This is a genomic window from Okibacterium endophyticum, assembly GCF_054780075.1.
The window spans coordinates 359,028-377,546 of sequence record NZ_BAAGXA010000002.1 but is presented as its reverse complement, the minus strand read 5'-3'; the positions used below and the strand labels follow the sequence as shown (position 1 = coordinate 377,546).

Sequence of the window (18,519 nt, the reverse complement as noted above, 5' to 3'; positions counted from 1 at the left end):
GCTCGACCACCGGAGAGGGGTCTCCACAAGCCAGCCACCGGAGAGAGGTCTCGACAAGCCGGCCACCGGTGGGGGTCTCCACAAGCCGGCCACCGAATACCATGGACCACGAAAGGCGGCAACGTGACTGCGACAACCGGTGCGACACCGACACTCGAGATGGTGGCGGCACTCGCGGGTGTCTCCCGCGCGACGGTGTCGCGCGTCGTCAACGGTTCGCCGAAGGTGACTGCCGAAGTGGTCGCAACAGTGAACGAGGCCATCGACGAGCTCGGCTACATACCGAACCGGGCCGCGCGCTCCCTCGTCTCGCGGCGCACACAGGTGATCGCCCTCGTGGTGCCCGAGTCGACGGCAAAGGTCTTCAGCGATCCGTTCTTCGCATCCGTTGTGCAGGGCGTAGCGTTCGCGCTGGCTGAAACCGACTACACGCTCAACCTGCTCATCGCTTCTGAGACGGCGCCGGAGAAGACCAGGCGATACCTGCGCGGCGGCAACGTCGACGGCGCCATAGTGGTCTCTCACCACTCCGGCGACCATTCGTACGTCAGCCTCGAAGAGTCGCTCCCCATCATCTACGGCGGTCGTCCCCTCGGCTGGGCGAGCGGCCACGTGGGCTACTACGTCGACGTCGACAACGTGGCAGCGTCTCGGGATGCGACGCGGCTGCTCATCGACTCCGGCCGCAAAACGATAGCGACCATCGCCGGCAGGCAGGACATGCCGGCCGGCATCGACCGCCTCACCGGATGGCGCCAGGCGATGGAGGAGGCCGGGCTGCCGACCGATCTGGTGGAGTACGGTGACTTCGCTCCCCTGCACGGTGCGAATGCGATGCGCCGGCTGCTCGCGAGGAACCCGGGCATCGACGCCGTCTTCACGGCAAACGACCAGATGGCCGTCGGCGCGTACGGCGTTCTCCGCGACGCCGGGCGCACGATCCCCGACGACATCGCCGTCGTCGGCTTCGACAACGACAACTACGGCGCCACCGCGTCACCGGCGCTCACCACCGTCGACCAGAGACCGGTGGCCATGGGTGAGACGCTGGCCAAACTCCTCGTCAGGCTCATCGACGGCGACGAGGTCGACAGGGTCACGATGATGCCCACAACGCTTGTGGTCAGGGACTCCGCCTGATCGGTGAAGCCCGCCGGGCTGGCCATGCGGTGAGAGTAGCGAGACAATGGGAATATCCGCATCGAAGCACGCCTTGCCTGTGGTGCAGCCACGCGCGAACGTGTGCTCCGCGACTTCCGACCGAAAGCATCCGTAGCCCCCATGTCCGTCATCACGTCTTCTGTCACTCCGATGACCGATGAGCGCGCCGCGACGCTGCGTGGCGACTTTCCCGCGCTGCGGCAGCAGGTCAACCGGCACCGGCTTGTGTATCTCGACTCCGGCGCCACCTCGCAGAAACCCGTTCAGGTGATGGATGCAGAGCGCTCGTTCTATGAACGGCAGAACGCCGCCGTGCACCGTGGCGCGCACACCCTGGCGGCCGCCGCGACGGAGCTCTTCGAATCCGCCCGCAGAACCGTCTCTGATTTCGTCGGGGTGCGCGAGAACGAGATCGTCTGGACCTCGAACGCGACAGAGGGCATCAACCTCATCGCCTACGGCATGTCGAACGCGTCGCTGGGTCGAGGCCGGCCGGATGCCTCGCGGTTCGTGATCGGGCCCGGTGACGAGATCGTCGTCACCGAGGGCGAGCACCACGCGAACTTCGTGCCCTGGCAGGAGCTCGCGTTGCGCACCGGAGCGGTGCTGCGGGTGCTCGGGGTTCAGGACGACGGGACGATCGACCTCGACGACGCACGAGCGATCATCGCACCGCGCACAAGGGTGGTCGCCTTCACACACGTGTCGAACGTGACAGCGGTGATCAACCCGGTCGCCGACCTCGTCGCGCTCGCCCACGAGGTCGGAGCACTGGCCGTGCTCGACGCCTGTCAGTCCGCTCCGCACCTGCCGCTCGACCTCGCGGGGCTCGACGTGGACTTCGCCGTGTTCTCCGGCCACAAGATGCTGGCGCCGACGGGGATCGGTGTTCTCTACGGACGCGAGGAGCTGCTCAATGCGCTCCCGCCGTTCCTCACGGGCGGGTCGATGATCACCACCGTGTCTGCCGAGGGCACCGGGTACCTGCCCGCGCCACAGCGGTTCGAGGCGGGCACGCAGCGGGTCTCGCAGGCGATCGCGCTGGCCGGGGCCATCGACTACCTGGGCGACGTCGGCATGCAGAACATCGCCCGCTGGGAGCACCACCTCGGCGAGCGCCTGCTCGACGGGCTCATGCAGATCGACGGTGTGCGTGTGCTCGGGCCGGCAGACGCGTCGAGACGATCGGGGCTCGTGAGCTTCGACGTCGACGGTGTGCACTCCCACGATGTCGGCCAGTTCCTCGACGACCTGGGCATCGCCGTGCGTGTCGGCCATCACTGCGCCCAGCCACTTCACCGCAGGCTCGGCGTGACGTCGTCGACACGGGCGAGCGCATACCTCTACAACACGACGGACGACATCGACGCCCTGCTCGACGGTGTGCGCGGCATCCGGTCGTTCTTCAAGGTGGCCTGATGGGTTCGAGCGAGCTGCAGAGTCTCTATCAGCAGGTGATCCTCGATCACTCCCGCGAGAAGCACGGGTTCGGTCTGGCGTCTGGCGCGAGCGCCGAGTCGCACCAGGTGAATCCGACCTGCGGCGATGAGCTGACCTTGCAGCTTCACGTGAGCGATGGTGTTGTCGAGCGGATCACCTGGGAGGGGGCGGGTTGCTCGATCTCGATGGCGTCGGCGTCGCTGCTCTCAGACCTCGCCACCGGTCTGTCCGTCGCCGAACTGCCTGAGCGCATCGGGCTCTTCCGCGAGCTGATGCAGTCCCGCGGCGCTGGCGTCGCCGACGACGAGCCGCTCGGGGATGCCGCGGCGCTGGAGGGCGTCTCGAAGTACGTGGCACGCGTGAAGTGCGCCATGCTCGCCTGGGTTGCGCTCGAGCATGACCTCGCGCAGCTCCACGCTGCGTAGCCTGGGTGCCCTCTCGCGGTCTCAGCCGGGGAGTACAACCCCGATGGGTTCGCGCTTCTCGGCCTGGAACCTGTCCTCGGTGCGGCCCGATGCCCAATAGCCGGACAGGGAGAGCTGACCTCGATCGAGACCGCGCTGCGTCAGGAACACATCGCGCAGCGCTTTCATCGACTCACGCTCACCGTGAGCGAAGACCTGAACGCGACCAGAGGGCCACCGATGGCTCGAGATGGCGTTCGCCAGCAACAACGGGGTCGACTCGTCTCTGACACCACGGTGGAGCCAGACGACCTCGACGCCTGCCGGCCTGTGCAGATCGATCACGTCGTCGGCGGTTCCGACCTCGAGAAAGGCTGTGCCGACCGCCTCATCCGGCAACACCTCGAGGGCGGCGGCGATCGCCGGCAGCGCCGACTCGTCACCGGCGAACAGGTGCCAATCGGCCGCGGGGTCTGGCCGGTAGGCGCCACCGGGGCCGGTGAGCGCGACCCGTTCCCCTGGCTGCGCGCGGGCGGCCCACGGACCCGCGACACCTTCGTCGCCGTGCACAACGAAGTCGATGTCGATCGTGCGCGCGACGAGATCAACACTCCGCACGGTATAGGTGCGGGTGACGGGCAGATCCTCCGGTGCCAGCCGCTCGGTCAACGCCGTCAGGTCGAACGGAGGATCGAGGCGCAATGCGGGCTTCGCGAACATGATCTTCACGTAGCTGTCCGTCGCGTCTTTCGGTGTGAAATCGTCGAAACCGGGGCCGCCGAGCGTCACCCGAACGAGGTGGGGCGTCAACCAGACCGAGCGCAGCACCTCGACGACGATCTGTGGCCGGCGGGGACGAGCTGGGCGTTCAGTGGTGTCCATATCCCCCTATCCTCCCATCCTCGGGGGACTCACCCCTATGGTCGTTGCTCGTCGTCACCGCAACAGCTCGCCCGGCGGTCGGTGCCGGGCGCGGCGCTCCCGATGTCGGTCGAGCACAATCCGGTCTCTGGCAGCACCAGCTCGACGCGTCTCGCAGCCTCGCGGTTGCCCGCCAGCTCGTCGGCGATGGAGCGGACCTGCTCATATCCGGTGCGCAGCAGGAAGGTGGGGGCGCGGCCGTAGCTCTTCATCCCGGCGATGAAGAAATCCGGCTCGGGGTGCGAGAGCTCGGCGACGCCGTGCGGTGAGACGGTTCCGCAGGAGTGCAGGTTCGGATCGATGAGCGGCGCGAGCACCCGTGGGGCCTCGACGATCTCGTCGAGCGACAGCCGGATCTCGCGGAGCATCTCGAGATCGGGACGGAACCCCGTCGCGTTCACCACAACATCCGCCTCGATCGCCATCGGCTCACCCGCTCGGCGGCCAGACACGCTCACACGACAGTCGTCTGCCGCGTGCAGTTCGTCGATCTCGAACCGGTCGACGAGGGCTATGCCCCCGGCTCTGACCAGGTCGTGAACGACTCCCCCGAGACGCCCCCGCGCTTCGAGTTCGTCTGTGGCCGATCCGTACACCCGAACGGGGCTCGCGCCGCGGATGGTCCAGGTGATCGTTGTGCCCGGCGCAGAACGCGCCAGTTCGGCCAGCTTCAGCAGTGTGTTCGCGGCGGAGTGGCCTGCCCCGACGACCAGGGTGTGCCTGCCGGCGAACCTCTCTCGGTCAGCACCGAGCACATCGGGCAGCGCGTGGCTGATGTTTCCGCTCACCCGGTCGGCTCCCGCGGGGGTGATCCCGCTCGCGCCGAGGGCATTGGGCGACCCGTAGGTGCCAGACGTGTCGACGACGGCCCTGGCCAGGGTGTCGACGATGCCGTCGGCGGTGCCGAGCCGAAGCAGGAACGGAGTCGACGCGCGCCCGGTCGAACGGGTCCGGTCCATACCCTGGCGGGTGACCGCGATCACACGATGCCCGTAGCGGATGCGTGGTGCGAGTTCCGGTGTCTCGGCAAGCGGCTCGAGGTAGTCGTCGACGAGTTCGCGCCCGGTCGGCAGCCCGTTGGCTTCTGGGGCGTCCCAGTCCGCTTTGTCGAGCAGCCGGGTCGCGGCTTCGTCCACGAGGTATCGCCACGGTGAGAAAAGCCGTGTGTGCCCCCACAGCCGGATGGCTGCTCCCGCTGCGTCTCCTGCTTCATAGACGACCACGTCGATGCCGCGCTCCAGCAACTGCGCCGCAGCGGCGAGGCCGACGGGGCCGGCTCCGATCACGGCGACGGGGAAGGAACCGAGTTTCGATGATGCCGGAACGGTGAGTGCGGGGAGTTCAGAGATCGTCATCGTGTCGTCTACCGCACCGACGCGTCGTCGAGTTCTGCAGTGTCACGTTCTGTGTCGAGCTGTGCGGTCTCGAGCTGTGCGGTCTCGAGCTGTGCGGTGGAGGCGAGGCCGTGCGCGGCCAGATAGTGCTCGGCATCGAGCGCTGCCGCGCATCCGGTGCCCGCAGCGGTGATCGCCTGCCGGTAGCGGTCGTCCACGAGATCGCCGCATGCGAAGACTCCGGGCAGGCTGGTGTGGGTCGTCGGGTGCTCGACGCGCACATACCCGTTCTCATCGAGGTCCACCTGATCGCGGACGAGCTCGCTGCGCGGGTCGTGGCCGATGGCGATGAAAAGTCCTGTCGCGTCGAGGTGGGACCGTTCGCCGGACGTCGTGTCGCGCAGGGTGAGGCCTGAGAGCTTCTCGTCGCCTTTCGCCTCGACGATCTCGCTGTTCCACCGCAGTCGGATCTTCGGGTTCGCCAACGCGCGCTCCTGCATGATCTTCGAGCCGCGAAGCGTGTCTCGCCGATGCACGAGGGTGACGGAGTCGGCGAAACGGGTGAGGAACATCGCCTCTTCGAGTGCTGAGTCTCCGCCGCCGACCGTGGCGATGTGCTGGCCGCGAAAGAACGCCCCGTCGCAGGTGGCGCACCACGAGACACCGTGGCCAGAGAGGCGCTCCTCACCCGCGACGCCCAGCTTGCGGTACGCCGAACCCATCGCGAGCACAACAGCGTGTGCCAGGTATTCGGTGCCGTACCCGCTGCCGACCCGTTTCACATCGCCGGTGAGATCGAGCTCGGTGGCGTCGTCATAGACGATTCGTGCGCCGAACCGCTCGGCCTGCTCCCGCATGTTCTCCATCAGTTGCGGCCCCATGATGCCGTCGGCGAAGCCTGGAAAGTTCTCGACCTCTGTGGTGTTCATCAGCGCGCCGCCGATCTCCACAGAGCTCGCGAGCACAACGGGGTTCAGACCGGCCCGCGCGAGGTAGACGGCGGCCGTGTATCCGGCAGGCCCTGAGCCGACGACGATGACGTTCTCGATCCCGCTCATCGCGCCGTCTCCGTCACGTCGACACCCAGGTCTCGGAGCATCGCCTCGACCCTGTCCCTGACCTCGTCACGGATGCGGCGCACACCGTCGAGCGGCAGATCCGCCGGGTCGTCGAGCTCCCAGTCCTGATAGCGCTTGCCCGGATAGATGGGGCAGGCATCGCCGCATCCCATCGTGACGACGACATCCGCGGCCTGAACCACGTCATCCGTCAGCGGTTTGGGGAACGCCTCGTTCAGGTCGAGTCCGACCTCGTGCATGGCCTCGACGACAGCCGGGCTGATCTCGGAGGCCGGGGCGGAACCGGCGGAGCGCACGTGAACGGCGCCTGCGGCCAGCGCATTGGTGAAGACCGCCGCCATCTGCGAGCGACCGGCGTTCTGCTCGCAGACGAACAGCACTTCGGGGACGGGCGATTCGACCGAGCCCTTCGCCTGGGCGAGCGCCGTGAGCCGATCAGTGGCGAACCGTATCGTGTTGTTCGCCAGGTGCGCCTTCACCGTCGACGTGCGCAGGAGCCCCGTGTAGGACTCGAGCACGTATCGCTCGACGGTCTCGACGGCGAACACGCCGGAGAAACGCTCAGCGAGCTCGTCGGCGAGACGCTTCAGATAGGCCTCCGGATAGCTCAGGCCCGGAAGCCCGCGCCTCGTGGTGACGTCGCTCATGACCCTCGTCCTAAGCCGTCACGGGAAGGATCTCGGCCAGCAGCTTCTCGACGCGCGACCTGATGTCATCGCGGATCGGCCGCACAGCATCGATGCCCTGGCCCGCGGGGTCGTCGAGCTCCCAGTCCTCGTAGCGCTTGCCCGGGAAGATCGGGCAGGTGTCGCCGCATCCCATCGTGATGACGACGTCTGACTCTCTGACGGCATCCGTTGTGAGGATCTTGGGGGTGTTGTTCGCGATGTCGATGCCCTCTTCGGCCATCGCCTCGACCGCCACCGGGTTGATCTGGTCTTTGGGCTCTGAGCCGGCGGAGAGCACCTCGACCCCACCGTCGGCGAGCGCCTTCATGTATCCGGCGGCCATCTGCGAGCGCCCGGCATTGTGCACGCAGACGAAGAGAACTGTGGGCTTGTCGGTCATGTTCGTGTCTTTCTGTCGGAGCGGTTATACCCGGTCGGCGACCGGAACGGGGGGAACGCCGGTGTTCTTCGGCTCGGCCGCCACTGGCTCTCTCGGGAACACACGCCGTCGAAGCCAGAGTGCGACATAGACGAGCGCGACGAGCACCGGCACTTCGATCAGCGGACCGACGATGCCGGCGAGGGCCTGGCCGCTCGTCGCGCCGAAGGTGCCGATGGCGACGGCTATCGCCAGCTCGAAGTTGTTGCCCGCAGCGGTGAAGGCAAGGGTCGTCGTGCGCTCATAGCCGAGCCCGACAAGCCTGCCGAGGCCGAAGCCCAGAATGAAGGTCACGGCGAAGTACACCAGCAGCGGGAGCGCGATCCGCACGACATCGAGCGGGCGGTCGACCACCTGCTGGCCCTGCAGGGCGAACAGCATCACGATGGTGAACAGCAGGCCGTAGAGAGCGAACGGGCCCACCCTGGGGAGGAACGCCGACTCATACCAGACCCGGCCGCGACGCGCTTCACCGATTCGACGCGAGAGGTATCCCGCGAGAAGGGGGATGCCGAGAAATACGAGCACACTCACGGTGATGGCCCAAAAAGAGAAGTCAGCGCTCGTTGTGGGGAGGCCGAGCCACGTCGGCAGAACCTGCAGGTAGAACCAGCCGAGCGCACCGAAGGCGACGACCTGGAACACCGAGTTGACCGCGACGAGGAACGCCGCAGCCTCGCGGTCACCGCATGCGAGGTCATTCCAGATCAGCACCATCGCTATGCATCTGGCGAGCCCGACGATGATGAGCCCCGTGCGATATTCGGGCAGGTCTGGCAGGAACGCCCACGCCAGCGCGAACATCAGAGCGGGGCCGATCAGCCAGTTCATCACGAGCGATGACACCAGCAGACGTCTGTCTCCGGCAACGGCTCGCGCGTCTGAGTAGCGCACCTTGGCCAGCACCGGATACATCATCACGAGAAGCCCGACGGCTATCGGAACGCTCACCGATCCGATCTGGATCGCGTGCAGTGCCTCTCCGACGCTCGGCACGAAGATGGCCAGCACAAGGCCGAGGCACATCGCGGCAACGATCCAGACGGGCAGGAGCCGATCGGCGGTGCCCAACCGAACAGTGTTCGACGTGCCGCTGGTGGATGTCATGGAGCTCCGTTAGTGTTGGCACAAGATATCGATGTGCTTCGATATGCAGTATTGCTACAATATCGATGGATGTCAATCTATCGAGAGGGAGTTCAGATGTCGTTAACCGAGCTGTTGCCCGTCACCGACGTCACAGCGTGTTGCGAACCCCTCACCCGTGAGGCGATCACCGCAGAGAATGCCGACAAACTCTCCCGCTCGCTCAAAGCCATCGCCGATCCGGCACGGCTGCGCCTCATCTCGCTCGTGGCGGCGCACGAGAACGAGGAGGCCTGCGCCTGCGATCTGACCGAGCCGCTCGGCCTCGGCCAGCCGACGGTGTCGCACCATTTGAAGATCCTCGTCGAAGCGGGCATCCTCTCGCGCGACAAACGCGGAACCTGGGCGTACTACAAACTCGTTCCAGGGGCACTCGACTCGCTCGCGACCCTTCTCGTCACGGTCTGACCGCCGCGCTTCTCTCTCAGGCGCCGTGAACGATGCGCCTCTCTCGCGCGCTCGCGCTCGCGCTCGCGCGCGCTCCGCACAGACCGCCACGCGCTACAGCTTTTGTGATGCGCTACCCGAAATAGGATGGCGCGTCACAAAAGCTGTAGCGCGTGGTGAATCGCGGGCGGCGGAGCCGAGGTGCTCAGCCGAGCTGCGGAACAATCTCGCGCGCGATGAAGTCGAGGTGATCGAGGTCCTGCAGGTCCATGATCTGCAGGTACATCGTCTCGACACCGTCGTCTTGCAACACTCCGAGGCGATCCACGATCTCGGAGGGAGTGCCTGCGAGGCCGTTCTGACGCAGTTCCGCCGGCGCGCGGCCGACTGCCGCCGCGCGCCGGGCGAACTCGGCTTCATCCGAACCCGCGACGGCGATGAACGCAGCCGTGTATCGCATCGAGTCCGCTGCACGCCCCACCCGGTCGCACGCCTCGCGCACACGGGCGAAAGCCGGTGCGACGTTGTCGAAACTCGGAAAGGCGATGTTGAACTCGGCCGCATACCGCGCCGCGAGCTCAGGGGTGCGCTTCTTGCCGTGACCTCCGACGATGATCGGCAGGGGCTGCTGCACCGGTTTCGGAAGCGCAGGCGAATCGGTCAGCGTGTAGTGCGTGCCACCGAAGCTGTAGGTGTCGCCGACAGGCGTCGACCAGAGCCCTGTCACGACCTCGAGCTGCTCTTCGAGCATGCCGAACCGCTTCTCGGGGAACGGTATTCCATAAGCGGCATGTTCCTCGGCGAACCAGCCCGTGCCGAGGCCGAGCTCTATGCGTCCGCCGGACATCTGGTCGACCTGTGCCACCTGGATGGCGAGGATGCCCGGGTAGCGGTAGGTCACGCTCGACACGAGAGTGCCGAGCCTGATCGTCGACGTCTCTCGGGCGAGACCCGCAAGCGTTGTCCAGGCGTCGGTCGGACCGGGCAGCCCGTCGACGTGGTCGCCCATCTTGAGATAGTGGTCGCTGCGGAAGAAAGCGTCGAAGCCGAGCTTCTCGGTGGCCTGTGCCACGGCGAGAAGATCGTCGTAGGTCGCGCCCTGCTGCGGTTCGGTGAAGATGCGGAATCTCATGTGCTCCCCTGATCGTTCGGTGTCGGTCGATATCAGCTTGTGGATGCGGGTCTGTCGCGAGTGCGCGGAATCAGCGGGCCGGCGGCGCCAGCCAGTCGACATCGCCCGCGAGGCGCTTCTGCATCACGGCGAACGCCTCTGGATTCTCGTCCACGAGCACGAAGCGCCTGCCGAGCTCCTGGGCGGCCGCACCCGTTGTGCCGCTGCCCGCGAAGAAGTCGAGCACCCAGTCGCCCTCTCGGGTCGACGCCGCGATGATCCGCCGCAGCACACCGAGCGGTTTCTGCGTGGGATACCCGGTCTTCTCGCGGCCCGTCGTCGAGACGATGGTGTGCCACCAGACATCGGTCGGCAGCTTGCCCCTCGTTGCTTTCTCTGGCGTCACCAGACCGGGCGCCATGTACGGTTCGCGGTCGACGGCATCCGAATCGAAGAAGTACGCTCTGGGGTTCTTCACATACACGAGAATCGTGTCGTGCTTGGTCGGCCACCGGCTCTTCGACTTCGCCCCGTAGTCGTATGCCCAGATGATCTCGTTCAGAAAGGCATCGCGGCCGAAGATCGCGTCGAGCAGCACCTTCGCGTAGTGCGCCTCGCGGTAGTCGAGGTGCAGATAGAGCGTGCCGTCGTCTGCGAGAAGCCGCCATGCTTCGACGAGCCTGGGCTCGAGAAACGCCCAGTAGTCGTCGAACGCGTCATCGTATCTGCGCAGCTCTCCACGAATCCGCTCATAGCTCTGCCCCTTGAAACCGGTGTTCCCACCTGCCCCTGCTGCGGTGCGGATGCTCGTGGTCACGTGACGCTGCTGCTCACGCCCTGTGTTGAACGGGGGGTCGATGTAGATCAGGGTGAACCGCTCATCTGGCAGCGTGGGCAGCACCGCCATGTTGTCTCCGCCGATGACCGTGTCGCGCTCGATCTGCGCCTCGTAGCGCGTCGGCGCGAAGATCTCGTCCACACCCATCACGATGCCGCCGGTGACCGTGCCGCTCGTGCGCTTCTTCGGCTTGGTGCGGCGACGGATGCCCTCTGGCATCCGCTCGTCCGGCACCGGCTGATCGGGTGAGGCCATGTCTAGGGCACCCGGTTCAACCATGCGTCTGTCGAGAACTTCGACTCGACGAGACGCTCGGCCCTGCTATATTCCTCCGCGGTGATATCACCGGGAATCGCGCCGGTCAGCGCTGTGAAGGTGTCGATCATCCTGTCGATGATCTCTGTGCGGGCAAGGCCCGTCTGGCTGCGCAGCGGGTCGACGCGCTTGGCGGCGGAGGTTGTGCCCTTATCGCTCAGCTTCTCTCGGCCGATGCGCAGCACCTTCGCCATCATCTCGCCGTCCATGTCATAGCTCATCGTCACGTGGTGCAGCACGGCGCCGTTGCCGAGCCGCTTCTGCGCGGCGCCTCCGATCTTGCCGCTCGGGCTCGTGATGTCGTTGAGGGGTTTGTACACCGCGTCGATGCCGAGCGACTGCAGAGTGGTCAGCACCCAGTCGTCGAGATAGGCATAGCTGTCGGCGAAGGTCATGCCCTGCACGAGCTCGGCGGGCACATAGATCGAATAGGTGATGACCTCGCCGCGCTTCATCAGCATCGCGCCGCCACCCGTAATGCGGCGCACCACGTCGAAGCCGAATCGTTCCGCGTTCTCGAGGTCCACCTCGTTCTTCACGGACTGGAAGCTTCCGAGCACAACCGCTGACTCGTCCCATTCCCAGATGCGCAGCGTGGGGCCGCGCCGGCCGGCGCCGACCTCTGCCGTGAGCACCTCGTCGAGCGCCAGGTGCATCCGAGGCGAGACGGACGCGGAGTGAATCAGCTGCCAGTCGAAGTCGCGCCAGTCGGCGGCGCCAGAGAGCGAGCGCCTGATGGCCGTGGCGACACTCTCCGGGCTGAAGCCCAGCATCGTGGTGTTCTCGGGCAGGCCGCGGCGGATCGCCGAAGCCAGGCCGGCGGCATCCGTCTCTGCCGGCATGCCGTTGACAGACGCGTTGATGGCCTCGAGGGCGTCATCCGGTTCGAGAAAAAAATCTCCGGCGAGTCGAAAATCGCTGATCACGCCGTCGACGATGTCGAGGTCGACGACAACGAGTTTGCCGCCGGGAACCTTGTATTCACCGTGCATGACCCAAGCCTAGCCGCGCCGTGGGTGTGCTCCGCGGACAGGTCAGGCGCGAGCCGCATGATGATGCCGCGGGCTGAGGGCGCGCGGATCCTGCTGAACCGTACGCGGGTCCGGGCGCTGTGCCGGGCGCTGTGCCGGACCCGACCCGACCGCAGTCAGTACGAGATGAACTCCACGAGGTCTCCGACCCGGTCCTCCGGGTAGTTGCGGGCGATGTCAGCCTGGCTGAGCATGCCGACGAGGTCGTGCCCGTCGATCACGGGAAGCCGGCGCACCTGGTGGTCCTGCATGGTCTTGATGGCTTCTTCGATCGAGTCGTCTGCGCCGATCGTCACCGGCTTGCCCTGGGCGAACTCCCCAGCCGTCGCCGTGCGCGGATCGCCGCCTTCTGCGACGCACTTGACGGCGATGTCCCTGTCGGTGAGCATGCCCTTCAGGCGGTTGTCTTCGCCGCAGATCGGCAACGATCCCACGTCGAGGTCGCGCATCTTGCGTGCGGCCTGTTCGAGCGTCTCGTTCTCTCCGACGCATTCGGCGCCGCCGGTCATGATGTCACGTGCAACACTGGCCATGATGATCTCCTCGTGATCTCGTTGGGATGTGCGGATGCTCCCCATGATTCGCACGATCGGACACACGAACACCCCCTTGACAGACTCGTCCGTTCTCGTTGACGGGTTCACCCGTTCTCGACCCGGTCGTTGCTGCCCGCCGGCTGCACACTGGCCTGCGGCGAGCCCTGCCCCGCTGCAGCCCTGCCTTGCAGCGAGCTCTGCCTGCAGCGGACCCTGGGGCACAATGGGCGCATGACAATACTCTTTCTGGCACGGCACGGTGAGACTGTCTGGCACGTGGGGCATAGATATGCGGGCGTCAGCGACATCGAGCTCGATGCCAACGGCGAGAGCGACGCAGACGACCTGGCGGCCTGGGCCGCGACGGCCGGTCTCGACGCGATCTATTCATCGCCGCTGAAGCGCGCCGTCCTCACGGCAGAGGCCAGCGCCATCGTCACGGGGCTGAAGGCGACGACGCTCGACGACCTGACCGAAGTCGACTTCGGAGAGGGCGAGGGAAGAACCCTGGGCGAGTTGCGCGAAGCCGGTCACGAGGATGCCGTCGCCGCCTTCGTCGAGAAACCGGCCGAGAATCCGCTGCCCGGCGGCGAGCGCGGCACAGACGCGATCGAAAGGTGGCTGCGCGCGTTCGGCCGGATCAAGAACGAGCATCCAGACGGTCGTGTGCTCGTCGTCGGCCACGGCACCGCGCTCAGGCTGGTGCTCTGCCGCCTGATCGGTGTTGATCCGAACGGCTATCGCGCCCTCTTTCCCGAGATCGGAAACTGCGCCCTGGCGCCGATCGAGCTCGACGGCCCGCGCGGGCCATTCTCGATGCTCGGCTTCAACCTGCCTCCGCGACCCGGCCTGCCGATCGCCGGTGCGCCCCGCCCCGAGCGCACGCGCTGATCGAGCCCACAGTGCTCGAGCCCCACGGTGGCCGAGCCTGTCGAGACCTCCCGTCATCACTGACGAGCTCCACCGAAAGGGTCACTCGGTGAAGCGGATGCCGTCCCACGCGGGCATCCGATCGGTCGCCGGGTGCTCGGTGTCGACGATGCGTCGGCCGAACAGCCGAGCGGCGCGAGAGGCGGGGCTGTAGCGCGGCCAGCCGGGATCACCCGCCCGCACAAAGGCGATGAGCCCGTTCTGCATCTGCGCCGAACGCTTTCTCAGGGCTCCTCGGCCACCGAGAGTGACGAGAAGGCGCCCGATGGGCGCGTCGAGCGTGCCGAAGAACAGCGGAAGCTCGGTGCCGTGCGTCGCACCGAACCCCGTCAGCGCCAGCGCCGGCGGCACGTAGTCGTACCGATACACGAACGTCGGCGCGGCGCCTGCGTGCCCGTCTGCCGCGCGCAGGCTGGGCATCGTGAAGGTCCAGTCCGCCGCGAGCGCGTGTCGTGCGCCGCGGCCGAGCCGAGCACCGTACACACGTTGCAGGCGCTCGCGCACGCCCGCAGCATCCGCTCGGCCGGCGGCCCTGACCTCGGCCTCGAGCCTCGCGATCAGCCCGTCGGTCTGCCGGTGTCTGAGAGGCAGAAGCGGTGGGTCGCCGAACGCGAAGAGCTCGGCCTCGTCTCGCGTGGTGCCGATCATCAGCGGCACGGGGTGCGCCTGCCCGGCGGCAAGGACCTCGAGCGGATGCCTCGGCAGGTATGCGCCGTCGACGACCGGACCGAGGGCGAGCGTGCCCGGGCGCTCGAGTGTGTTCTCGTCGACCAGTGCTGACATCGCGCGGAGCAGCCTGGGCACGGGAACCTCGCGAAGCCGTTCCACCTCGCGCGGTTCGACAGAGAGGATCTGCAGCAGCCGGGCAGCGCGCTCAGCGCTGAGCTCGCGGTCATAGACGGCGGCCGCCACCGGGCTCTGCGCCACAGCCGCGCGGAACAGGCCCGCTGCCGCCGGCGTCGCCATCAGTGTGGTGATGGCCGTGCCTCCCGAGGACTCGCCCATGATGGTCACGCGCCGCGGATCGCCGCCGAACGCACGGATGTTGCGCTGCACCCACTCGAGCGCAGCGACCTGGTCGCGCAATCCCAGGTTCGAGTCGAACCCGTGGCGCCCGCGGCGGAACGAGCTGAAGTCGGCCCAGCCGAGTGCGCCGAGGCGATAGTTGATCGTCACCACCACGATGTCGCCGTTGCCGCTCAGAAACCGCCCTGAGAAATCGGGGAGGGAACCGGCGCCGACCGTCTGCGATCCGCCGTGGATCCAGACGAGAACCGGTCGAAGAGCCGTACCCGTGCCGGCCGAGGGTGCAGCCGGAGACCAGACGTTGAGCGACAGGCAGTCCTCGCTCTGCGGCACAGAAGCGCGCAGTGAACCGGGCTGCCGTGAGGGAATCTGACACGACACCGCGCCGAACGCCGTTGCATCGCGCACACCCTTCCACGGCACCACAGGCTTCGGGGCACGCCAGCGCAGTGCGCCGACCGGAGCATCCGCATAGGGGATGCCTCTCCAGACCGAGACGTCGCCGTCTGACTCCCCGATGACGACCCCCTCGGCCGTCTCGACTCGAAAGCTCACGCGGCGTCGATCCGCGAGTCGAGCCATCCGAGCAGGTCGTTCACCACCTCGTGTTTGTTCAGGTCGTTGTAGATCTCATGGCGCGCGCCGGGGTAGAGCATCAGCGTGACGTCGCTGAGGCGGGACCGCTGCCGATAGGCCTTGCGCAGCAGCGACATTCCGCGGACGCCGCCCAGCGAATCGTCTGTGCCGCCCTGGATCAGGACCGGGATGTCACGCGGCATCCGCTTTGGAGGGCGACCGAGAAATCCGAACGCCTGCAACGGCGTCCACACCGGTTTCGCAGCGATGTCGAAGCAGTGAGGGTCAGCCGCGAAGAGCTCGGCGACTTCAGGATCTCTGCTCAGCCATTCGAGTCCGGTCGCCTGCTCGCTCTTCCACCGCTTGTTGAGATTGCCCGCGTTGATGACGCCGGGCGCCGCGAGCGAAGATCCAGAGAGCACCGCTGCGTCGTACAACGGCGCGCGCGCGATGATCTTCTGCGCCATCAGCGACCCCCAGCTGTGACCGAGGACAACGAGGGCGAGGCCCGGGCTCTCGTCTTTGACCGTTTCTGCGACGAGCTGCATCGAGTCGATGGCGGCCCGCGTCGTCCGCGCGCCGAGGTCACCGTATCCACGGCCGAGCGCTCCCGTGAAGCCGTGACCCCTGTGGTCGTCTGCGACAACCGTATAGCCGCCGTCGGCGAGGAGCCGTGCGGTCGGCGCCCAGCGGAGCGCGTGCTCCCCCGCCCCGTGGCCGATGTGCACGATGCCCCTCGGGCGTGCCGCAGACCAGCTGTAGTAATAGATGCAGACACCGTCGGCATCCGTGAGCACGTGCGCTTCTGCGCCGACGGCTGAGGCTGCGCGTTCGACGTCGTCCTGCATCCACTCAGCGTACCTCCGCGCCGGCCGACATCCAGTTCGTTAGCCTCGCTAAGTTGATATTTACCTAGCCTAACTAATCTGTTAGAATGGCCTCCTATGGCACGGACGATCGCAGAACAAAGCTCCGACCTGAGAATGGCGACGTTCTGGTTGGCGCGACGACTCCGCGCAGAGAAGGCAGACGATGAGCTCTCAGACGGGCAGTTCGCCGTGCTCACCGCCCTGCATCTGCACGGACCACACACACTGGGCGACCTCGCACAACGGGAACGCGTCTCGGCTCCGTCCATGAACAGAACCGTGAACTGTCTCGAAGAGTCCGGATACCTCACAAGGCAGACGGATGAGGGTGATCGCCGCAAGGTGAGCATCGCGCTGACGGATGCCGGAACATCCGTTGTCAAAGACACCGTCAAGAAACGAGACGCCTGGCTGAGCGTTCAGCTGCGCGGCATGTCGCAGGACGACCGCGCGGCGCTGGCGACAGCCGCAACAGTGATGAGGAGGCTGGCCACCCAGTGAGTGCGATGTTCCGATCGCTATCGACCCGCAACTACCGCCTGTGGTTCATCGGCGCCCTGGTGTCGAACGTGGGCGCCTGGATGCAGGCGACCACACAGAACTGGGTGGTGCTCGTCGACCTCACCGACAATGACGCCATTGCGGTCGGAACCACCATGGCCCTGCAGTTCGCCCCGCAGCTTCTGCTCGTGCCGCTCACCGGCTTCATCGCCGACCGTTTCGACAGGCGCAAGATCCTGCTGATCACCCAGAGTGCCCTCGGGCTTCTCGGGGCCTCGCTCGGCCTGCTGCTGCTGTTCGGCCACGCCGAGCTCTGGCACCTCTATCTCTTCGCGCTCTCGCTCGGCATCGTGAACGCCATCGACGGGCCCGCGCGTCAGACGTTCGTGTCTGACCTCGTCACCGAGCACAACATGTCGAACGCCGTCGCGCTCAACTCGGCTTCGTTCAACATGGCGCGTCTCATCGGCCCGGCCGTCGCGGGTGTGCTCATCGCGAGCATCGGGTCTGGATGGGTGTTCATCGTCAACGCCGTCACCTTCCTCGCGATGATCGGCGCGCTGCTGATGCTGCGCAAGAGCGAGCTGCAGCCGCGCAAGCGCTCATCGCAGAAGGGCGCTCTCGCCGAGGGATTCCGCTATGTGCGGGGTCGCCCAGACCTGATGATCGTGTTCGTGATCGTGTTCCTGATGGGAGCCTTCGGCATGAACTTCGCGATCATCTCGTCGACCATGGCCGTCGAGTTCGGCCGAGGCGCGAGCGAGTACGGCCTGGTCTCGTCGATTCTCGCGATCGGATCGCTCACGGGCGCCCTGCTCGCGGCACGCCGCGAACGCGCACGGATGCGTGTGGTCATCATCGCGGCATGGGGCTTCGGTGTCGCGTCTGTGCTGTCTGCGATCATGCCGACGTTCTGGACGTTCGCGTTCTCTCTCATCCTGATCGGATTCTCCACGGTGACACTGCTCACCACCGCGAACGGATTCGTGCAGACGACCACCAACCCCGAGGTGCGCGGACGGGTGATGGCGTTGTACATGGCGATTCTCATGGGAGGCACTCCGATCGGCGCCCCGATCGTGGGATGGGTGGCCAATGAGTTCGGAGCACGCTGGACGCTCGGCGCAGCGGCCATCGCCGGCATCGTCGCCGGCGCGATCGGGCTCACCTGGCTGATCGTCGCGCGCAGTCTGCGCCTGCATTTTCACCCGGACTCACGCTGGCGTCTTGTTGTCACACACGTCGCGAGGCCCCTGCCCGGCACATCTCCCGCCGAGTTCTCTGAGGCCGTCGCCCTCACCGCTCCGATCGCCCTCCCGCGCAAGAAAAGTGGTGCCGCCGCCGCGCGTGCGGAGGGGAGCAAGCGCGTCGGTCCCGACGCGTCGGCCGAACCCATCAGGGCGGCTGAACCCGTTGCGTCGGCCGGGTCGACTGAACCCGTTGCGTCGGCTGAACCCGTTGCGTCGGCCGGGTCGACTGCATCCATCGGGTCGGCCGAACCCGTTGCGTCGGCCGGGTCGGCCGAACCCATCAGGGCGGCTGAACCCGTTGCGTCGACTGAACCGGCTGAACCCGCGGAGCCGACGACGAAGCCGCTCCCGACCGTCGCCGTTCCCGACTCAGCGCCTCAACAGGTTCCGATCGACCAGCCCCGTTACGGCAGCCCAGACGAGACGCTCACCGGGCCGATCCGCCGCCGATAGCCGCGCCGGCGCCCCGCGCCCGGCGCCCCGCCCCCAAGCGTTCTCATCCGTATCGGACGTTCTCACCGCGCATTCCCGGTGAAATCGTCCGAACGAGGTGAAGA

Annotated in this window: 19 protein-coding genes; 7 read left to right on the top strand and 12 right to left on the bottom strand. The window is 66.7% G+C overall.

Annotated elements, in window-relative coordinates; all coding sequences use genetic code 11:
• The first annotated feature begins 159 nt into the window (after nt 1–159).
• From ACYVF5_RS02040 to sufU, 3 genes are all read left to right on the top strand, one after another.
• The gene (locus tag ACYVF5_RS02040) at nt 160–1,140 is read left to right on the top strand and encodes a LacI family DNA-binding transcriptional regulator (protein ID WP_460942946.1); all 981 of its coding nucleotides are present in this window, start codon (nt 160–162) and stop codon (nt 1,138–1,140) included.
• A gap of 171 nt (nt 1,141–1,311) precedes the next feature.
• Nucleotides 1,312–2,580: a SufS family cysteine desulfurase gene (locus ACYVF5_RS02035; protein WP_460942790.1), complete on the top strand. Its 1,269-nt coding sequence runs from the start codon at nt 1,312–1,314 to the stop codon at nt 2,578–2,580.
• Nucleotides 2,580–3,026, top strand: a complete 447-nt coding sequence (sufU, locus tag ACYVF5_RS02030; RefSeq protein ID WP_460942788.1) for a Fe-S cluster assembly sulfur transfer protein SufU — start codon at nt 2,580–2,582, stop codon at nt 3,024–3,026. The genes ACYVF5_RS02035 and sufU overlap by 1 nt, the downstream gene beginning before the upstream one ends.
• Nucleotides 3,027–3,047: 21 nt before the next feature.
• Here sufU and ACYVF5_RS02025 read toward each other — a convergent pair whose 3' ends face one another.
• From ACYVF5_RS02025 to arsB, 6 genes are read right to left on the bottom strand one after another with little or no spacing between them, the layout of a single operon-like run.
• Nucleotides 3,048–3,887 (bottom strand): siderophore-interacting protein, encoded by an 840-nt coding sequence (locus ACYVF5_RS02025; protein WP_460942786.1) that lies wholly within the window; start codon nt 3,885–3,887, stop codon nt 3,048–3,050.
• A gap of 35 nt (nt 3,888–3,922) precedes the next feature.
• Complete coding sequence (locus ACYVF5_RS02020) at nt 3,923–5,281, bottom strand: FAD-dependent oxidoreductase (RefSeq protein WP_460942784.1); 1,359 nt, start codon at nt 5,279–5,281, stop codon at nt 3,923–3,925.
• A gap of 8 nt (nt 5,282–5,289) precedes the next feature.
• Complete coding sequence (gene trxB, locus ACYVF5_RS02015) at nt 5,290–6,318, bottom strand: thioredoxin-disulfide reductase (protein WP_460942782.1); 1,029 nt, start codon at nt 6,316–6,318, stop codon at nt 5,290–5,292.
• Nucleotides 6,315–6,986: an arsenate reductase ArsC gene (locus ACYVF5_RS02010; protein ID WP_460942780.1), complete on the bottom strand. Its 672-nt coding sequence runs from the start codon at nt 6,984–6,986 to the stop codon at nt 6,315–6,317. The genes trxB and ACYVF5_RS02010 overlap by 4 nt, the downstream gene beginning before the upstream one ends.
• A gap of 10 nt (nt 6,987–6,996) precedes the next feature.
• On the bottom strand, nt 6,997–7,407 hold the full coding sequence (locus ACYVF5_RS02005; protein WP_460942778.1) for an arsenate reductase ArsC: 411 nt from the start codon (nt 7,405–7,407) through the stop codon (nt 6,997–6,999).
• Nucleotides 7,408–7,431: 24 nt separating this feature from the next.
• Nucleotides 7,432–8,553 carry an ACR3 family arsenite efflux transporter gene (gene arsB, locus ACYVF5_RS02000; RefSeq protein ID WP_460942776.1) on the bottom strand — a complete coding sequence of 374 codons (1,122 nt, stop codon included), beginning with the start codon at nt 8,551–8,553 and terminating at the stop codon, nt 7,432–7,434.
• Nucleotides 8,554–8,649: 96 nt separating this feature from the next.
• Here arsB and ACYVF5_RS01995 point away from each other — a divergent pair, with 96 nt between their 5' ends.
• Nucleotides 8,650–9,000, top strand: coding sequence for a metalloregulator ArsR/SmtB family transcription factor (locus ACYVF5_RS01995; RefSeq protein WP_460942774.1), 351 nt, complete (start codon nt 8,650–8,652; stop codon nt 8,998–9,000).
• A 184-nt stretch (nt 9,001–9,184) separates the two neighbouring features.
• Here ACYVF5_RS01995 and ACYVF5_RS01990 read toward each other — a convergent pair whose 3' ends face one another.
• From ACYVF5_RS01990 to ACYVF5_RS01975, 4 genes are all read right to left on the bottom strand, one after another.
• Nucleotides 9,185–10,111 carry an LLM class F420-dependent oxidoreductase gene (locus ACYVF5_RS01990; protein ID WP_460942772.1) on the bottom strand — a complete coding sequence of 309 codons (927 nt, stop codon included), beginning with the start codon at nt 10,109–10,111 and terminating at the stop codon, nt 9,185–9,187.
• Between the two features lie 70 nt (nt 10,112–10,181).
• Nucleotides 10,182–11,075, bottom strand: coding sequence for a DNA-methyltransferase (locus tag ACYVF5_RS01985; RefSeq protein ID WP_460942944.1), 894 nt, complete (start codon nt 11,073–11,075; stop codon nt 10,182–10,184).
• A gap of 110 nt (nt 11,076–11,185) precedes the next feature.
• Entirely contained in the window at nt 11,186–12,235 is a 1,050-nt protein-coding gene (locus tag ACYVF5_RS01980; protein WP_460942770.1) for a lipoate--protein ligase family protein, read from the bottom strand.
• Nucleotides 12,236–12,390: 155 nt separating this feature from the next.
• On the bottom strand, nt 12,391–12,807 hold the full coding sequence (locus tag ACYVF5_RS01975) for a CBS domain-containing protein (RefSeq protein WP_460942768.1): 417 nt from the start codon (nt 12,805–12,807) through the stop codon (nt 12,391–12,393).
• Between the two features lie 234 nt (nt 12,808–13,041).
• Here ACYVF5_RS01975 and ACYVF5_RS01970 point away from each other — a divergent pair, with 234 nt between their 5' ends.
• Nucleotides 13,042–13,701, top strand: coding sequence for a histidine phosphatase family protein (locus ACYVF5_RS01970; protein ID WP_460942766.1), 660 nt, complete (start codon nt 13,042–13,044; stop codon nt 13,699–13,701).
• Nucleotides 13,702–13,782: 81 nt separating this feature from the next.
• Here ACYVF5_RS01970 and ACYVF5_RS01965 read toward each other — a convergent pair whose 3' ends face one another.
• Both ACYVF5_RS01965 and ACYVF5_RS01960 read right to left on the bottom strand, forming a co-directional pair.
• On the bottom strand, nt 13,783–15,321 hold the full coding sequence (locus tag ACYVF5_RS01965) for a carboxylesterase/lipase family protein (RefSeq protein WP_460942764.1): 1,539 nt from the start codon (nt 15,319–15,321) through the stop codon (nt 13,783–13,785).
• Entirely contained in the window at nt 15,318–16,190 is an 873-nt protein-coding gene (locus tag ACYVF5_RS01960; RefSeq protein ID WP_460942762.1) for an alpha/beta fold hydrolase, read from the bottom strand. The genes ACYVF5_RS01965 and ACYVF5_RS01960 overlap by 4 nt, the downstream gene beginning before the upstream one ends.
• Before the next feature lie 96 nt (nt 16,191–16,286).
• On the opposite strand from ACYVF5_RS01960, the gene ACYVF5_RS01955 reads away from it, so the two are divergent.
• Together ACYVF5_RS01955 and ACYVF5_RS01950 are read left to right on the top strand one after the other, a co-directional pair.
• Nucleotides 16,287–16,712 (top strand): MarR family winged helix-turn-helix transcriptional regulator, encoded by a 426-nt coding sequence (locus ACYVF5_RS01955; RefSeq protein ID WP_460942760.1) that lies wholly within the window; start codon nt 16,287–16,289, stop codon nt 16,710–16,712.
• A 5-nt stretch (nt 16,713–16,717) separates the two neighbouring features.
• Entirely contained in the window at nt 16,718–18,415 is a 1,698-nt protein-coding gene (locus ACYVF5_RS01950) for an MFS transporter (protein ID WP_460942758.1), read from the top strand.
• Nucleotides 18,416–18,519: the final 104 nt, after the last annotated feature.

Bases quoted from the DNA above. Each gene is read 5' to 3' on its own strand.
- ACYVF5_RS01990 (WP_460942772.1), bottom strand. From the start codon at position 10,111: ATGAGATTCCGCATCTTCACCGAACCGCAGCAGGGCGCGACCTACGAC.
- ACYVF5_RS02035 (WP_460942790.1), top strand. From the start codon at position 1,312: ATGACCGATGAGCGCGCCGCGACGCTGCGTGGCGACTTTCCCGCGCTG.
- ACYVF5_RS02020 (WP_460942784.1), bottom strand. From the start codon at position 5,281: ATGACGATCTCTGAACTCCCCGCACTCACCGTTCCGGCATCATCGAAA.
- ACYVF5_RS01985 (WP_460942944.1), bottom strand. From the start codon at position 11,075: ATGGGTGTGGACGAGATCTTCGCGCCGACGCGCTACGAGGCGCAGATC.
- ACYVF5_RS02040 (WP_460942946.1), top strand. From the start codon at position 160: ATGGTGGCGGCACTCGCGGGTGTCTCCCGCGCGACGGTGTCGCGCGTC.
- arsB (WP_460942776.1), bottom strand. From the start codon at position 8,553: ATGACATCCACCAGCGGCACGTCGAACACTGTTCGGTTGGGCACCGCC.
- ACYVF5_RS01970 (WP_460942766.1), top strand. From the start codon at position 13,042: ATGACAATACTCTTTCTGGCACGGCACGGTGAGACTGTCTGGCACGTG.
- ACYVF5_RS01950 (WP_460942758.1), top strand. From the start codon at position 16,718: ATGTTCCGATCGCTATCGACCCGCAACTACCGCCTGTGGTTCATCGGC.
- ACYVF5_RS01975 (WP_460942768.1), bottom strand. From the start codon at position 12,807: ATGGCCAGTGTTGCACGTGACATCATGACCGGCGGCGCCGAATGCGTC.
- ACYVF5_RS02010 (WP_460942780.1), bottom strand. From the start codon at position 6,986: ATGAGCGACGTCACCACGAGGCGCGGGCTTCCGGGCCTGAGCTATCCG.
- sufU (WP_460942788.1), top strand. From the start codon at position 2,580: ATGGGTTCGAGCGAGCTGCAGAGTCTCTATCAGCAGGTGATCCTCGAT.
- ACYVF5_RS01955 (WP_460942760.1), top strand. From the start codon at position 16,287: ATGGCACGGACGATCGCAGAACAAAGCTCCGACCTGAGAATGGCGACG.
- ACYVF5_RS01995 (WP_460942774.1), top strand. From the start codon at position 8,650: ATGTCGTTAACCGAGCTGTTGCCCGTCACCGACGTCACAGCGTGTTGC.
- ACYVF5_RS01960 (WP_460942762.1), bottom strand. From the start codon at position 16,190: ATGCAGGACGACGTCGAACGCGCAGCCTCAGCCGTCGGCGCAGAAGCG.
- ACYVF5_RS01980 (WP_460942770.1), bottom strand. From the start codon at position 12,235: ATGCACGGTGAATACAAGGTTCCCGGCGGCAAACTCGTTGTCGTCGAC.
- trxB (WP_460942782.1), bottom strand. From the start codon at position 6,318: ATGAGCGGGATCGAGAACGTCATCGTCGTCGGCTCAGGGCCTGCCGGA.
- ACYVF5_RS02005 (WP_460942778.1), bottom strand. From the start codon at position 7,407: ATGACCGACAAGCCCACAGTTCTCTTCGTCTGCGTGCACAATGCCGGG.
- ACYVF5_RS02025 (WP_460942786.1), bottom strand. From the start codon at position 3,887: ATGGACACCACTGAACGCCCAGCTCGTCCCCGCCGGCCACAGATCGTC.